Raw genomic sequence first — 15,782 nt, 5'->3', positions numbered from 1 at the left:
ACGAAGAGTTGGACGTACATGAAACGATTCATCAGGTTCGAAAACGCTGCAAAAAATTGCGTGGCTTGGTGCGGCTGGTCAGACCCCACATGGAGAAGGTTTATCAGGAGGAAAACGCCGCGTACAGGGACTGCTCGAAAAACCTTTCCCGTTTCCGGGACGCTCAGGCGCTCATCGAATCCTTTGACGAACTTCTGCAACATTTTCCTCCGGCCGTGAAAGTCGAGGACCTTAGCCAATTGCGCAGAGAACTGGTGACGCGGCAAGAGAAGATGATCACCGAGAATTCAGAGGTCAAGGACCGTCTCGATGTTTTTCTGGACATGATGCGCCAGGGACGTGAACGGATTGATGCTTGGCCGCTCAAAAAAGAAGATTTCGATTTGCTCGAAAAGGGCCTAGTGAAAACCTATCGCCGGGGACGCAAGGCCATGAAGCAGGCTTATGAGCAATTGACGGTCGTGGCTTTTCACGAATGGCGCAAAAGGGTGAAATACCACTGGTATCACGCCCGACTGCTGCAGAACGTTTGGCCTGGTCTCTTCGCGAAATACGGTGAGGAGTTGAAGCGGCTTTCCGACTACCTTGGAGACGGCCACGACCTGGCTATTTTGCGTCAGACTCTCCAGGGAAATCCGGAGCAGTACGGTTCCCGGGAAATGCTGCAGGCATTTATCGGCCTGGTGGAGCGTCGCCAAACCGAGCTGCACCTTCGCGCCCGTCCGTTGGGTGGCCGGATTTATGTCGAGAAACCGACCAACCACGGAAAACGGTTGCGCGGCTATTGGAAGGCCTGGCAGCTCCAGCAAACCCTGCGGCCTAAAGTGGGCTCTCTAGAAGATGCTGGCGACGGCTGGAACCCAAATGACTGACGGAATTTGCTTGTTCAATACCGCCGAAATCCGCTGGTTCTGGCCCGAACGAAACGTGGAATCGATGCAATCCTGGTTTGTCGGCGAGGGGCCGATGCCCGATTCCGAAATTCGCACCGATATCTACCTTGTTTTGCCAGGATGCGAAACGACGGGAGTCAAGCTGAGGAATAAGAATTTCGAAATCAAGGCTTTGGCTGAGACCGCAGGAAGCTGCTTCTGGCCAACGGGCCAAAGCGGGGTGCTGCAACGCTGGGTCAAGTGGTCACTTGCCAGTCCCAAATTGCCGATTTTGCTGGATGACCTGCTTTCCGTCGGAATCTGGCAGCCGGTGACCAAAGAGCGCCTCCTGCGCAAATTTACGGCCTGCCCGGAGACCTTTGCGGAAAAAGGGTCGGCTCATTCTGACCGTGAGGAAGGTTGTAGCGTCGAACTGACTCGTGTCACCATGGATGCACGGCAACCATCATGGCTCACATTCGGTTTTGAGGCGTTCGAACCAAATGCGAAACTTTTTGACATCCTGAATGTGGCGGTCGGCCATTTTTTCAGGAGACACGGCAGCCCGCCAGGGGTCGAACTTTCAGAGGCGAATTCACTCAGTTACCCGGGTTGGTTGAAGCTGATTAATTGAAGTACCCAAAAACAGAAGTAGCAGCAGACTGGGCTTAGCGTCCCGTCCTCCATCCTCCGTCATTGAAGTGGCCAACCCCTTTTCGGGGTTGGCCGTTCTTTCCTTGCAGTTAAAGTGAGAATAACAGGCGTATCAAATTCCGCGGTCGGAATTCGAGCTGCGGGAAAGATACTATTTCGTAGATAGTAGAGGTTTTTTCTACAGACTCGTTGATGCTGTAGGCGGCCACATGAGGAATCCTATGAATCGATTGTTTTTTAGTTCAAAACATCGTATGCTTTCACAATTTTAAGTTCTAAAGTCAAGGCTGATGGCCATGCCTTCGAACTCGTCATCAACTACTCTTTGTGTACAGATTTGCGGGCTCTCTTATAAAAACGGAAGAATAAGAGTTCTCATGGTTTTCGCTGAACGGTATGGATAAACCGACAGACGGGAAAGAATAGTGAAATGCACGCGTCGAAGGGGATGGAGAACAAAGAGGCCGCTCACCCGTCTACTACGGTGAAAGAGGCGCCGCAAAAACCCTGCTTTGTGGTCGGAATCGGGGCATCTGCCGGCGGGCAGGATGCGCTGGAGCAGCTCTTCACCGCCTTGCCTTCGGACTGCGGACTCGCCTTCGTGGTAATCATGCATCTCCCTCCGGACGGGCCGTCGTTTCTCGCCGAGATGCTGGGCCGCTACACCCCTATGAAGGTGCTGACTGCCGAGGAAGGGATGGAGCCCCATCCGGATACCGTCCATGTGATCCCCGCCGGCAGGCAGCTGACCCTGCATGGCGGCCGTTTCCGGCTTGAAGCGCCGGCAGACGGGCGCGGAGCATTTCATCCCGTTGATTGCTTTTTCCGTTCTCTCGCCTCCGAGGCGGGGGAGCGATCGATAGCCGTGGTTCTGTCCGGTTTCGGAACCGACGGAGCGGAAAGCGTGAGGACCGTCAGGGAGGCCGGGGGGATCGTCATCGTCCAGGAACCCTGTACGGCCATCAATCCCGCCATGCCCCGGAGCGCCATCGCCGGCGGCATGGTGGATTTCATTCTCCCGGCAGAAGAGATGGCGGCGAAAATCGCCGATATCGCATTGGGGGCTTGCCCCCTTCCTTCCCGCGCCTGCCTGACCACCACCCTGGAGGAGGATCTCGCCGCCATCTTCGCCATCGTCAAGACCAGGACAGGGGACGATTTCAGCTCCTACAAGAGAAATACGGTCATCCGTCGGATCGAAAGGCGAATGGCGGTCAACGATGTGTCCGGGATGAAGAAATACATGGCCCTGCTGGAGACCGACGAGCAGGAGGCCCGGGCTCTCGGACAGGAGATTCTCATCGGGGTCACCAGCTTTTTCCGCGATCCCGAGGCCTTCAAAATCCTGCGCCAGGAAATCATTCCGCAACTTTTCGAAAGCCGGGAGCCCGACGAGCCGGTCCGCATCTGGCACGCCTGCTGCGCCACCGGCGAAGAGGTTTATTCCACGGCCATTCTGATCCGAGAATATCTGAACGAAAAGCGACTCGATGCCAGGGTGCAGCTCTTCGCCACCGACATCGACGAAGCCGCCATCGCCCAGGCCAGAGCCGGCTTGTATCCCAAGGAGATCGAAGCGGATGTAAGCGAAGAGAGGCTCAAGGCCTTCTTCACCCAGGTCGACGGTCGATGGAGGGTGGCGAAGCAACTGCGGGAGATGGTTGTTTTCGCTCACCACAGCCTCATCAAGGATCATCCCTTCTCCCGGCTCGACCTCCTGGTCTGCCGCAATTTCCTCATCTACCTCAACCCCGACATGCAAAAACGTCTCTTCTCGCTCTTTCACATGGCCTTGAAACCCGGGGGCTTCCTTTTCCTGGGCGCCTCCGAAAACGTAGGGCGCGACAGCGACCTCTTTGCCGTCAGAGACAAGAGATGGAAGATATTCGAGCGCCTTGAGGGAGGGCGCCGCGAAGACATGAGCTTCCCTTTTACCGCACCGCTTCGCCGTTTTTACGGATCGGAACAGCAGAAGGATCAGGGAGCCCGGAAGCCGAAACCGGGGCAAATCGCGGAGAAGCTCCTCATGGAGCGCTACTCTCCCCCTTTCCTGGTGGTAAACGAGAACTACGAGGTGCTCCATATCTCACCCCGGGCGAGCCATCTTCTCGAAGTGCCGGCGGGGGAATGGACCCGGAACTTTTTGAAGATGGTCAGGTCGGAGCTCCGTCCTTCCCTGAGGGCGGCGATTTACAGGTCGTTCAACGAAGGGAAACAGGTCGCTTTCCGGGGGGTAAAAGTGGTGTTTGACGGGGAGGAGACGGCGATCAATGTGCTGGTCGAGCCCCTGAAGAATTCACCCTCGGACGGGAAGCTGGCGATGGTTGTCCTTGAGATGTCGCAATCTCAGACCCCCGCGTTCGTGTCGGCGGGCGGCGAAGAAGAGGGGGCGGGAGACGAAGCTTCCAAGGAGATGCTGATCCGTCAACTGGAGGAGCAACTGCGCCTTACGCACGAACAGCTCCAGGCCGTCACCGAGCAGTTGGAAACCTCACAGGAGGGATTCATATCGGCCAACGAAGAGCTGATGTCGATCAATGAGGAATTTCACTCGGCCAACGAAGAACTTCAGTCCACCAATGAGGAGTTGGAGACCTCCAAGGAGGAGCTCCAGGCCCTGAACGAAGAGTTGGTCACGGTCAATGCCGAACTGCAAGGCAAGGTGGAGGAGCTCGACCGGGTCAACAGCGACATGGAGAACCTGTTCAGGAGCTCCGAGATCGCCACCATTTTCCTCGATCCGAAGCTCATCATCCGGCGCTTCTCCCCCGCGATGGCGGAGATATTCAACCTGATTCCCGCCGACATCGGCCGTCCTTTCCGGCATCTTGCAGGGACTATCGACTGGGCCGGCCTCTCCGAGGATGCTCGGGCGGTGCTGGCCTCCTTCGCGCCGATGGAGCGGGAGGTGGCGACGATTGAGGGTCAACATAAATACCTGATGCGTGTCCTGCCTTATCGCAGTACCGAGGGAAGGATCGACGGCATCGTCGTCACCCTCATTGATATCACGGACCTAAAAAGGGCGGAGAGGCACCTCCGGAGTACGGCCCTGTTCCCCGAGGAGAACCCCTTTCCGGTTCTGCGCGTGAACGGCGATGGTGTTTTGCTTTACTCCAATCGCGCGGCCACCGACCTCCTGGCACAGTGGCGGTGCTCCGCCGGCGAGAAGGTTCCCGAATCCGTGCGGCGGGAACTGGCGGCGGCCTTGGAGATTAGGGCGACCCAGGAGTTGCAGGTCCACAGCGGCGAGCACGATTTCTCCTTCGCGCTCGTGCCGATCCCCGCGCGGGGCTATGTCAACTTCTACGGGCGGGATCTTACCGAACGCAACCGCGCGGAAAAAGGGCTGCGGCAAAGCGAGGAACGCCTGAATCGGGCGCAGGAGATTGCCCATCTCGGCAGTTGGGAACTCGATCTGGTCAATGACACCCTTACATGGTCCGATGAGGTCTACCGGATCTTCGGCCTCGAACCGCAGGAGTTCGGCGCCAGTTACACGGCCTTTCTCGAAGCGGTGCATCCGGAGGACCGGGAGGCGGTTGACGAGGCCTACTTAGGCTCGCTGCGTGAGGGGCGGGACACCTACGAAATCGACCACCGCGTCGTGCGGAAATCGACGGGGGAAATTCGTTACGTCCACGAAAAATGCGAGCATTTCCGGGATGAAATCGGCAGGATCATCCGTTCCGTGGGAATGGTGCACGACATCACCGAGCGGAAGGCTGCCGAGGAGAAATTGAATCGGGCGAAATCGGAGGCCGAAGCGGCCACCCGGGCCAAGGGGCAGTTCCTGGCCAACATGAGCCATGAGCTGCGCACTCCCATGACCGGCGTTCTTGGCATGCTCGACCTCGTTTTTCTCGGAGATCTCCCCGACGAGCAGCGCGGATATCTGGAGAAGGTGCGGATATCCGCCCATGCCCTGCTGCGAATCCTCAATGACATTCTGGAATTTTCCCGCTTCGAGGCGGGGATGATCACCCTTGTGGAAGAACCGTTTCTGTTTTACGAGACAGTGAGGGAAGCGGTTGAGCTGTTCGACCTCGAAGCCCGCCGCAAAGGACTGAAACTGGAGCTGGAAGTCGCTCTCGGTACGCCGGAGCTGATGAAGGGGGACGGGGGTCGGGTTCGGCAGGTCCTGGTGAATCTGGTCGGCAACGCCGTGAAATTCACCGAGAAGGGGGAGGTAAAGGTCCGGGTGGATTCCGGGGAGGCGGATGCCGATGGCCGGCGCAGGATAACGTTTACCGTGGCAGATACCGGAATCGGAATTCCCGAAGATAAGCGGCATTCGCTCTTCAGACCCTTCAGCCAGGGGGATATCTCCCACACCCGCCGCTTCGGGGGCACCGGTCTCGGCCTGGCCATCAGCAAGGAGGTGGTTGAACAGATGGGAGGGACCATCTCCTTCAGCAGCGAGCCGGAGGTGGGGAGCACCTTCCGCGTCACCCTGCCTCTGCGAGAAACCACGATAACGGAGCTCGCGGCTTCCCCCAAGCCACCGGCCGTTGACCCTGTTCCTGATCCTCTTGCCGCGGGTGCTGCCAGGCGGCGCCTGCTGGTCGCCGAGGATGATGCAAGCATCCGGGAACTCCTGGGAACCATGCTCCGGCACGGCGGACTCGATTTCGACTGCGCCGTCAACGGCGAGGAGGCGGTGGACATGTGGGGGAGGGAGCGATACGACCTTATCCTGATGGACGTGCAGATGCCGCTTGTGGATGGCTTCAAGGCAACCCGTCTCATTCGGGAGCAGGAAAAAGAGAAGGGAGGACACATTCCCATCGTTGCCCTGACCGCCCATGCCTACCAGGCAGATCAGCAGAAATGCCTCGATGCAGGCATGGATGCGTACGTCGCCAAGCCGATCGACTTCCAGAAGCTCTTCGCCGTGATCAAGGATCTGCTCGGCGGCAATAAATAGGGTGAGCCAGGACAGTCTCCCTTTTTTAGGCAACCTTCTCCCAGTAATCAACGAAAAGGCCTTTTCCCGCAGCCTTGAATTTGTCTCCATCGAATTCCACGGTGATGGAGAGCTCCCTCTCGAAAGCCTGAGGCAGGGCGAACCGGATGCGCCCACCTTCGACGGTCACCGGGGAGGTGGCCGAGGTGTTCGAAAGATCGTAGCTGATCCCCTTTCCCCCGATCTGATCGTTTCGGATCAGATACTCCTGAGTCTCCGCGTACTCCTCGTCCGTCAGCGTGTAGCGGGCAGCATAGCACTCCGAATAGAAGTTTCCCTTTTCGTCTTTCCAGACGACGCTGAAATTCCGGAACTCCTTCGTATAGGTGATCATCCCCTTCACAACCGGTGGGAACTGGACGGTGCCGTCGGGAAGCTCCCGGCGGAACAGCCGGTAGGTGCCTTCGATGTTTGGTGCAGTCATGGTCGTTCTCCTCTTGCCGTCTGTTGTGGCCCGGTTTTGCCGGCGTGACGCGGGGGCCGTGGCCTTGGCAAAATCCAAGCCAATCAGCAGAGATTCGATCCGCTCCTCATACTCTACTTATATCATTTCCTCAGGTTGGCAGAGGGGACGTTTTTCGTTACGCCCATCCGGCAAATCCCTGAGATAGAGCAGATGGTTTCGTTGAATATTCGTCCGGGGGACTCGAGCGCATCCTTTTGAATATACGGCGTTTCACCTTGCGGCGTTGGCGTCGGCGGCGACGAAACGGTTATGACCCAACCATCGCCATCCAATCAGGGCACCGGATTTAGCCGTCGGCTATCGCGGTCTCATTCTCACCTCGGCCGACGGAAGCGCCTGGGCTGCGACCGACCATGGAAGCAATCATCTTTACAGCGTGCTCAGCGACGGCACAGATACCGTAATTGTCGGAGCAAAGGGGACCATAATTAAAAATAATCCGTAAGCACCAAGGCAGCATGAAAGGGCGGGAACAGGCTGACAAGGCTATTCCCGCCTCATTTTTTCGATGACTTGCTTCCCCTTCAAGACCTGATATAAGCAGATTAGAACTTTCAGAAAATGGTCGTGGTAAAAACGTTCATTGCGACCGAACGTCGCCATGGACCCTGGCTGAAAGGAGCCGACCATGGGAGAATTTAGAGGAGTTTTCAAACGGGGATCGCTGGGGTTGATAGTGCTTTCGCTGCTTCTGGCCTCTAGCCTTTCCTGGGCGGAAAGCGCAAGCAAACACAAGCAGTTCACCACCGACTTCGATCTGGAGTCCTGCACTTTCTCGGTGACGGGTGGTAACGCCTACTTTTCCCTGGATCCCGCCGCAGGACCCATGAACCCCATTCTGCTCGAGGGGGTGGAAGACAAGGAACTCGTTCAGGTCGAGATTGTCGTCACCAACGATACGATGCCGATCGACCTCGGTGCCCTGGGCCTCGGCGTCGTGGTGACGCGGGTCGTCGAAGAGACGGAATGGATCGATGGCGAACTGGTGGAGGAGTCGACCAACTTTTTTGCCCGCTGCGAAGAAACCGATTCCGTCTACTATTTCGGCGAGGAGGTCACGATTTACGAGGACGGTGAAATCATCACCGGCGCGGAGGCAGGGGCCTGGATTGCCGGGGAGCTTGCCGAGGACGGCGAGAGCATCAACATGCCCGGCCTGATCATGCCGGGGACCTTCCTCCTGGGGGCAAGATACTTTCAGGAGGTGGCGCCGGAGGTGGCCCTGGACCAGGCCGACCACGTCGAAATGGGCCTGACGGTGGAGACTCCCGCCGGCATCTTCAACGACAGCGTGAGAATACAGGAGACAACGCCGCTGGAGCCCAGTTCCAAGGACATCAAGATCTATGCCCCCGGAGCCGGTCTGATTGTCGACGCCGTGATAGAGCGGGTGAACGAGTTTTCAGAGGTAGAGCCTTAACGGCAGGAGCGAAGGGCCTAAGGGGGGAAAGGGGAGATCTACTGACCCTCCGGCGAAGTCCTTTCCGGCGCTCCCTACTGCCGCGCCAGCCGCAGATTCTCGACCTCCTCCTCGAAATTGCTCCGGAAGGGATTGATGTCCAGCCCGCCGCGACGTGTATAGCGAGCGTAAACGGTGAGTTTTTCCGGGCGGCAGGAACACATCAGGTCGACGAAGATCCTCTCCACGCACTGTTCGTGGAACTCGTTGTGCTGGCGAAAGGAGATGATGTAGCGCAGCAAAGGCTCGGGGGCGATTTGGTGGCCTTTGTAGCGGATCAGCACGCTCCCCCAGTCGGGCTGGCTGGTGATCAGGCAGTTGCTTTTGAGCAGATGGCTGTGGAGGGTCTCCTCCACGACCTTTTCCGGGTTGGCCGCTCCCTCCAGCAGGGACGGATCGAGCCGGTAGCCGGAAACCTCGATGTCGAGATTGTCGATGCAGCGTCCCGGCAGGGTCGCGATCCCTCCCGCCAACCCTTCGCACTCCATCAGCCGCACGTCGACATTCGCTCCGGCCGCCCGGGAGAGGTCTTCGACGAGTACCCGGCGCACCTGTTCGAAATCATTGAACCGGGTCTGGTTGAGGGAATTGAGATAAAGCTTGAAGGATTTGGATTCGATCAGGTGCTCCGATTCGCAGGGGACTCGGAACTCCCCCATGGCGACCACCGGCTTTCCCCTGGGGGTGAGCCAGGAGAGTTCGTAAGCATTCCAGAGGTCGAAGCCTGAAAAGGGAAGTTCGTCGCCGATGCCTATCTCCTCGCGCTTGAGGGTGCGGGGGACGGGACAGAGAAGGTGCGGGTCGTATTCGGATTTGTAAACGGTAGCCTTGCCCAGGGGCAGTGAGGATTCGAAGGTGGTCATGGAGTCTGGTTTACCTCGCTGGTGAAAGATGCAAAATGGCTCCTCGCCTATTCTCTTCCAGCAGGGGAGTGGTTGTCAATTTTCCACGAGAGGTGCTCAGCCATTTCCCGGCAAGCGCACCATTTTTTTTGCTCCCCGAACCTCAAATTGTCATTCCCTTGCTGTGAAAACCCCGAATATGTATCCGCTGTCCTCCTCCGGGCCATGCCGCCGGCCGCCGATAGACATTCTGCTCAATTCGGATCAACCCTAGAAGATTACAGACACAATCGGCGAAACCGCGAGTCGCTTCGGGGAGATTAAAAGCACCGAGGGCTCCATCTCTGGCACGGGTTCTGCTTTCAAGATGGCCCAAGCGGCCGATGCAATACCGGAATCGGCCGACAAAGATCATTCCCCTCGCAAGAGGGGCAGGCAATCTCCGATAAAGGCAAACCCGGAGTAATCCGGGGACGCAAAGCCACGGATCCGCATAAAGGATGGCCGGGCTGCCGAAGAGATGATGACGCATCCTCAACGGCACCCGGCAGGGTGATTCCCAAAGGAGCGTCCATCTTCGGTCAAGTAGATGGACGCTCCTTTTTTTATTCTTCATTCAGGCAGGGCTGAAATTCTATTTCGTAAATTGTCATGGCGTTAGAAGGGAATCTGTGTCGAAACTCCGGACTAAACTGATCATCGCCGCCGCTGACTCCTTAGCGTTGTCGTTGTGGGGCAAGCCGCGCACACTATGCGGCTCCAGGCTCGGTCTGCCGCTGCTGCTCTTCTTCGCGCTGTTGCTCGGTGCGGTCTCCCCGGCACTGGCGGTCAACTGCTCCGATCCCCCGTACAACGGAGTGATCGACGGTAATTTTGTTTCTGCTCCCGACCAGATCCAGATCGACGCGAATTGCACGATCAAAAACTTTCCCTCTCCCAACGTGCTGGACACCAACTTCAGCTTTTATACACAGCCTGGCGGTAACGAAGAAAGATGGCTTGTTGTCTTCGACAATGTCGTGCACACCGGCAACATGTCGTGTAACTCCACTCATGAACACAAGATCTGGTTTACCAACGGGTCCTCAACCAAGATCCAGGAGAGCTGTCAGAACCTTTTAATACCCGTAGAGAAAATTGACAAGCGGAACCCCGCTGGCCAGACGACGGCAGCCATCGGTGAGCCCTTCGCCTACAGGCTCACGATCCCGGTCCTGTATGACCCGGCCTTTGGCGTCGTCATCAACAACGCCGGGTCGCTAAACGACCTGCACGGCATCACTGTCTGGGATGATCTGAATGCGACGGGCGCCGATCTCGCCTATGTGAGCCACGTCGCCTACTGGCAGGGAGACGGTACGCCAGTGCCGCATACATTCTCCAATGCGGGCGGTCTGCTCACCTTTGAATTCCCCAGCAACTTCGTGATTCCGTCCCAAGAGCAGATCATCATTGAGATCACGGCTGTCCTCAATGACACGCCGGCGAACGTGGCAGGGACGCAATTTGTCAACACGGCCAAGTGGGAGTTCGGCAGACTCATCGACGGAACATTCTATGAACCTCTGCCGGGCGAGTGGGGGCAATCGGCTCCGATGACCATCGCCGACCCCAATCTCGTCGTCACCAAGTCGAGCGATGAGACGGCGTTGAACCTGGGGGTCATGGCGACCTTTGATATCGACGTTCAGAACGCTGGCGGCAGCGATGCCTGGAACGTCACGATCCTCGACCAACTCCCCGACGGCGCCGACGCCGGCATGTGCGATCACGATCCACGCCCGGGAGTCAGCGCCAGGATTGTCGCCGGTGACGGCACCTTGGTCCGGGACTTGACCCCGGGCGCCGACTACTCGCTCAACTTCACCGGTGCGACCGGCACGCCCGCCTGCCAGTTCAGTCTGACCATGACTGACGCCGCGGGCCCAATCGCGCCCGAGCAGCACTTGATCATCGCTTACCAGACTCAGCTCGATGCCGACAGCACAGCAGACGGCAGAACGCTGACCAACGTCGCCGGCGGAACGCAGTGGTTCAGCGCCGACAGCAGCACTTCCGGTCGCCGCACCTTCAGCAGAACGCTCAGCGACGGCACACCCTCCATCATCGATCACGAGGACAGCTACACCATCACGACGGCGTTGTCCGGCTATTACTTTCAGAAAACCGTCGAGAATCTGAGCAGTCATGTGAGCCCGGCGGTCGTGGCCGCTCCGGGTGACCGGCTGCGGTACCGGCTGCGCCTCTTCAATGTCGATCAGACGATCAACGGGATCACCATCAGCGACCCGATGGATCTGAACAGCTTCGTGCCGGGCACGTTCGCCATGGTGACGCTTCCTGCGGGCGCGACCTACAGTTTTGATCAGGCAACGGGCCAGTTGGAGATCAGGGGCGATGGGGGCCCTCTGAACGTCGCAGTCGGCGACGAGATCGTGATCGAGTTCGACCTCACTCTGGAATCGACCCTCACCAACGGCACCGAAGTCCTCAACCAGGCGAGTTTCGTCGCTGACGATGCCCTCAGTGCGCTTAGCGATGACCCCTTTGTCAACGGCATCGCCCCACCGGGTGAACCGGCCGATCCGACCAGGGTATTGATCCAGACTCCCGGCCCACTGTCGAAGGCGAATACGCAGACGAGCTCGACGATCGGCGAACAGTTCAAGTACCGCATCACAGTGCCCGCGAACCCGATCCCCGCGCCTCTGTACGATGTGCGGATCCTCGATGACCTGAGCCAGTCGGCTGCCGAACTGCGCTTTGTGAGTGCGAGCGTCGTCTCGGGCGGCACCTGGACACTGACCAACACCAGCGGCAGCAACACCCAACTGGTAGTCGAAGACACCATTACCGGCATCGACATCCCCGCCAATGGTCAGGCTGTCATCGAAATAACCGTAGAGCTGTTGAACACTTCCACCAACAATAGCGGCCTGACTTTTAACAACACCGCGACGTACACTTACAACCGGTCGAACGGCGACGATGTCACCCAAAATCCCGGTGGTGAGGGATTCACCGCCAACATGGCCGTGGTTGAGCCGGCGGTAACCGCGGCCAGCAAGACGGTGAGCTTTGTCAGCCCGACGGGAAAATCGGCCACCGAGCCGGCGACGGTAGGCGATGTCCTCGAATACGTGCTCACGATTCCCAATAGCGGCAACTCCACAGCGTTTGATACGAACGTCGTCGACACGCTGCCGGCGACCGTGTCACTGGTCGCCGATTCCGCCACAGCGAGGATAAACGGCGTCGAGGTTGCTGGTTTTATAGCAAATCCGACCACCATGCTCGACGGATCCCTGGCCTGGGGCCGCGAGAACGGTGACCCCACGCTCGCCATCCCCGCCGGCCAGTCTCTGGTGCTGACCTACCAGGTGACCGTGGTCTCGGTGACGGGTGCAGAAATCGTCAACAGCGTCTATGCCGATTGGACATCGCTTTCAGGCGCAAGCACGGACGAGCGCACCGGCGCCGGTTGCCCGGCGGCTGATACGCTCAACGACTATTGCTATGGACCGGTCACCGCCACCGTCAGCACGGTTGACAATACTTCCATCGCCAAATCGGTTGTCGAGGACTCTTATACCGAGACACCAGGCAGCACGGCCGATCCGATCCTGCGCGTTGGTGACACGGCTACCTACGAACTGACGCTGAATCTCCAGGAATACACGACCCGCAGTGTCGCGGTCGAGGATGCGCTGCCTGCGGGAATGGCGCTGGAAAGCTTCTCCATCAATGCCGGCAGCAACTTCAGTTACACGTTGACGGCGCCGCCGCCGGCCGGCGCTATCGGCACCTTGCGCTGGGAGTTCGGCGACATTACCAACTCGCCGAGCAACGACGGTACGCCGGTTGACGCCCTGGTCATCCGCTATGTCGCCACGGTCGTCACCGATGCGCCACCCGTGGGTGTGGCCTATGACGCGTCCATTCCGCGCGACAACCTGGCGAAGCTCTTCTATACGGGCGGCGATCCGGCGGTCGCGCCCGATCGTTTGACGGCATCGGCACGGATTGAGGTCCGCCAGCCGCAGATGCGGCCGATCAGCAAGGTTGATCTGGGCAGCGGTCGTCTCGGCAGCGGCACCCTGGCCGATCCCTACCAGGTCAACATTGCCACCGATGTGATGAATTTCCGGCTGTCGTCCTGCAATGACGGCCTGGCGCCGGCATACGGCGTGGTGATTACCGACCTGCTAGCGCCGGAACTCGACGAAAGCGACCTGACGACGAATCCGCCGGTGGTGAGAATCGGCGCCAACACGTTGATCGCGGCTACCGATTATACCTATAGTGCCCCAGGGCGCGGCGGCGAGATGCGGACCGCGCTGCTGGACAGCGCCCCGGTCAATCCGGGCGAATGCGTCACGATCGATTACAACATCGGTTTCCACACCGATCTCACGGTTCAGAAGACCTGGGGCAACCAGGCCCGGCTTCCTGAGTACCGGTCGCTTCCGTTGTCCGAACCGGGGCGCCTCTATGCTTCCGTCAGCCCGGCGCAAGTCTGGATGACCAACCTGTTGAGCCTGGAGTCGCTGTCGAAGGCCTTGCAGTTGCCGGTGAGCGGGGAAGCGACCATCGGTGAAGAGGTGGTCTACCAGATCAGGGTGCCGGCAGTGCCTATGAACGCGACCCTGGACAACGTGGTGGTCACCGACAACCTGCACGGCGCCATGGAGTATCTGGGCGCAACGGCCGTCGACGGGAACGGCAACGTTGTTGCCTTGATTGACAACACCGTGGCGCCGGATCAGGTGAGCCTGACGATCGTCTCGATTCCAGCCGGCCAACAGGCCATCATCACCCTGCGGACCCGGGTGGCCAATAACGATCTGGCCAATGCCGGGACGAGTTTCGCCAATACCGCCTCCTATACCTATACGGATATGCCGGCCGGGTTGGTCACCGCCTTCACCAGTGGTCCGCTGACCATCGTCGAACCGTCGGTGACGGTCGCCATGACGGCATCTTCAACGTCCCCCAACGCGGGGGAACTCCTGACCTACACCTTGAGCTTTACCTCCGCGGGTGCCGGCGACGGGGATAACTTCTCGAACGCCTTCGACCTCATCATCGAGGACAGCCTGGGTCTGGGGCTCGCCTACGAGCCCGGCAGTGCGACGGTGAACGGCGCGGCGCTGGCCGATCCGCTGAGCAACGGCGCCGACGGCGTCAGTGCCCCCCAGACCCTCACCTGGGATCCGGTGAACGGCATCGATATCGATATTACGGAAGGGGCGACGGTCACCGTCACCTACCAGGTCCGTGTCCTCGACGGTGTCAACCCCGGTCAGACATTGACCAACAGCGTCATCGGTCGCTGGAGCGGTCTGAACGGCGACCAGGGCGCTGTCGAGCGGACCGGCAGCGGCACACCGGTGCTCAATGATTATTTCACCGAGCCCGCCGCTCTGACGCTGACGACCCCGCTCGCGGTCTCGTTCGCGAAGTCCGTCGTCAATGCGACCACGGGAGAGGATCCGGGTGCGAACGCCCGGCCCGGCGACACGCTCCGTTACACCCTCGTTCTCACCAATGAGAGCATCGTCCCGGTGACCAACGCCTCCCTGGTGGACGAGTTGGCTGCGCAGTTTGCCCCCGGCAGCATGCAGGTGCTCAGCGTCTCGGATACGAACGCCGACAGCGCCGGCAGCAATGCCGCGGGCGGGGCCAATGGCACGGGAATTGTCGACATCCGCAACCTGACCCTGGGTGCTCAGGGTGAAGCCGGCGACACGCTGACCGTCGTGTTCGAGGCGGCGCTGGCCGCGGTGATTACAAACGGCACACCGGTGCTGAATCAGGCGCAGCTCTCCGCCGCCAATCTGCCTCCCGCGGCCAGTAACCAAACCTCCACGCTGATCAGCTCCGCGCCGGCCTTCCGGGTTTTGAAGACATCGCAGGATATGAGCGGGGATACCGGCCTGCTGATGGCGGGAGATGTGCTTCGCTACACCATCACGGTGAAGAACATCGGCAACGAGGACGCGACCGGTGTCTCGCTGCGCGACCTGATTCCGGTCCATACCACGTATGCGGCCAACAGCACCCGGCTGAACGGCACTCTGGTTGCGGACTCGCCTTCCGGTGCATCACCCCTGGAAAACGGCCTGCCGGTGAACGCGCCGGAGGATGCGACACCGGGTGTGATGCGTGCGGACGCAAACCCCGCGACTCACGTCGCGACCCTCACCTTCGACGTGACCGTCAACAACGTTGTCGTCGACGGGACGATCATTTCCAACCAGGGCTTCGTGAGCGGAGCAGGGGTCGGCGGCGGCATCGCCCCCGAAAAACCGTCCGATGACCCGAACACCTCCGCTGTTGATGATCCGACCCGCGACATCGTCGGCAATCTGCCGCTCCTCATCGCCCAGAAGACCGTGCAGATTTCTCAGGATTTCGGTTCGATGGGGATCGTCGATCCGGGAGACGTGCTGCGCTACACCATCGTCATCAGCAACCACGGTGCGATACCGGCCACGGGCGTTGTCCTGGACGACCAGGTGCC

At 59.3% G+C, this 15,782-nt stretch carries 7 protein-coding genes and 1 riboswitch; of the genes, 5 read left to right on the top strand and 2 right to left on the bottom strand.

What is annotated here, in order from left to right; genetic code table 11:
* The 3 genes from DTF_RS24340 to DTF_RS25770 all read left to right on the top strand — a co-directional run.
* Nucleotides 1-872: CHAD domain-containing protein (locus DTF_RS24340; RefSeq protein WP_193352718.1), on the top strand; the 872-nt coding region annotated here is incomplete at its 5' end.
* The gene (locus DTF_RS0117945) at nucleotides 865-1,506 is read left to right on the top strand and encodes a hypothetical protein (RefSeq protein WP_155890869.1); all 642 of its coding nucleotides are present in this window, start codon (nucleotides 865-867) and stop codon (nucleotides 1,504-1,506) included. The genes DTF_RS24340 and DTF_RS0117945, both read left to right, overlap by 8 nt.
* Nucleotides 1,507-1,956: 450 nt before the next feature.
* The gene (locus DTF_RS25770; protein ID WP_051361445.1) at nucleotides 1,957-6,453 is read left to right on the top strand and encodes a chemotaxis protein CheB; all 4,497 of its coding nucleotides are present in this window, start codon (nucleotides 1,957-1,959) and stop codon (nucleotides 6,451-6,453) included.
* Between the two features lie 25 nt (nucleotides 6,454-6,478).
* On the opposite strand, the gene DTF_RS0117935 is transcribed toward DTF_RS25770, so the two are convergent.
* Nucleotides 6,479-6,916, bottom strand: a complete 438-nt coding sequence (locus tag DTF_RS0117935) for a hypothetical protein (protein ID WP_027716444.1) — start codon at nucleotides 6,914-6,916, stop codon at nucleotides 6,479-6,481.
* Nucleotides 6,917-7,586: 670 nt separating this feature from the next.
* On the opposite strand from DTF_RS0117935, the gene DTF_RS24330 reads away from it, so the two are divergent.
* Complete coding sequence (locus DTF_RS24330; protein WP_051361444.1) at nucleotides 7,587-8,378, top strand: hypothetical protein; 792 nt, start codon at nucleotides 7,587-7,589, stop codon at nucleotides 8,376-8,378.
* Nucleotides 8,379-8,452: 74 nt separating this feature from the next.
* Here the strand turns inward: DTF_RS24330 and queF are convergent, their stop codons facing one another.
* On the bottom strand, nucleotides 8,453-9,280 hold the full coding sequence (gene queF / locus DTF_RS0117925; RefSeq protein ID WP_027716443.1) for an NADPH-dependent 7-cyano-7-deazaguanine reductase QueF: 828 nt from the start codon (nucleotides 9,278-9,280) through the stop codon (nucleotides 8,453-8,455).
* 419 nt (nucleotides 9,281-9,699) lie between these two features.
* Nucleotides 9,700-9,776: riboswitch (cyclic di-GMP riboswitch) on the top strand.
* Between the two features lie 154 nt (nucleotides 9,777-9,930).
* On the opposite strand from queF, the gene DTF_RS25765 reads away from it, so the two are divergent.
* On the top strand, nucleotides 9,931-15,782 hold a 5,852-nt coding region (locus DTF_RS25765), incomplete at its 3' end, for a DUF11 domain-containing protein (RefSeq protein WP_155890868.1).

This window comes from Desulfuromonas sp. TF (assembly GCF_000472285.1).
Lineage (GTDB): Bacteria > Desulfobacterota > Desulfuromonadia > Desulfuromonadales > ATBO01 > ATBO01.
The sequence above is the reverse complement of the archived record's forward strand: the minus strand, read 5'-3'. Positions and strand labels throughout refer to the sequence as shown.

What these genes read in the sequence shown, in the direction of transcription:
- DTF_RS0117945 (WP_155890869.1), top strand. Translation starts at nt 865, where the DNA reads ATGACTGACGGAATTTGCTTGTTCAATACCGCCGAAATCCGCTGGTTC.
- DTF_RS25770 (WP_051361445.1), top strand. Translation starts at nt 1,957, where the DNA reads ATGCACGCGTCGAAGGGGATGGAGAACAAAGAGGCCGCTCACCCGTCT.
- DTF_RS0117935 (WP_027716444.1), bottom strand. Translation starts at nt 6,916, where the DNA reads ATGACTGCACCAAACATCGAAGGCACCTACCGGCTGTTCCGCCGGGAG.
- DTF_RS24330 (WP_051361444.1), top strand. Translation starts at nt 7,587, where the DNA reads ATGGGAGAATTTAGAGGAGTTTTCAAACGGGGATCGCTGGGGTTGATA.
- queF (WP_027716443.1), bottom strand. Translation starts at nt 9,280, where the DNA reads ATGACCACCTTCGAATCCTCACTGCCCCTGGGCAAGGCTACCGTTTAC.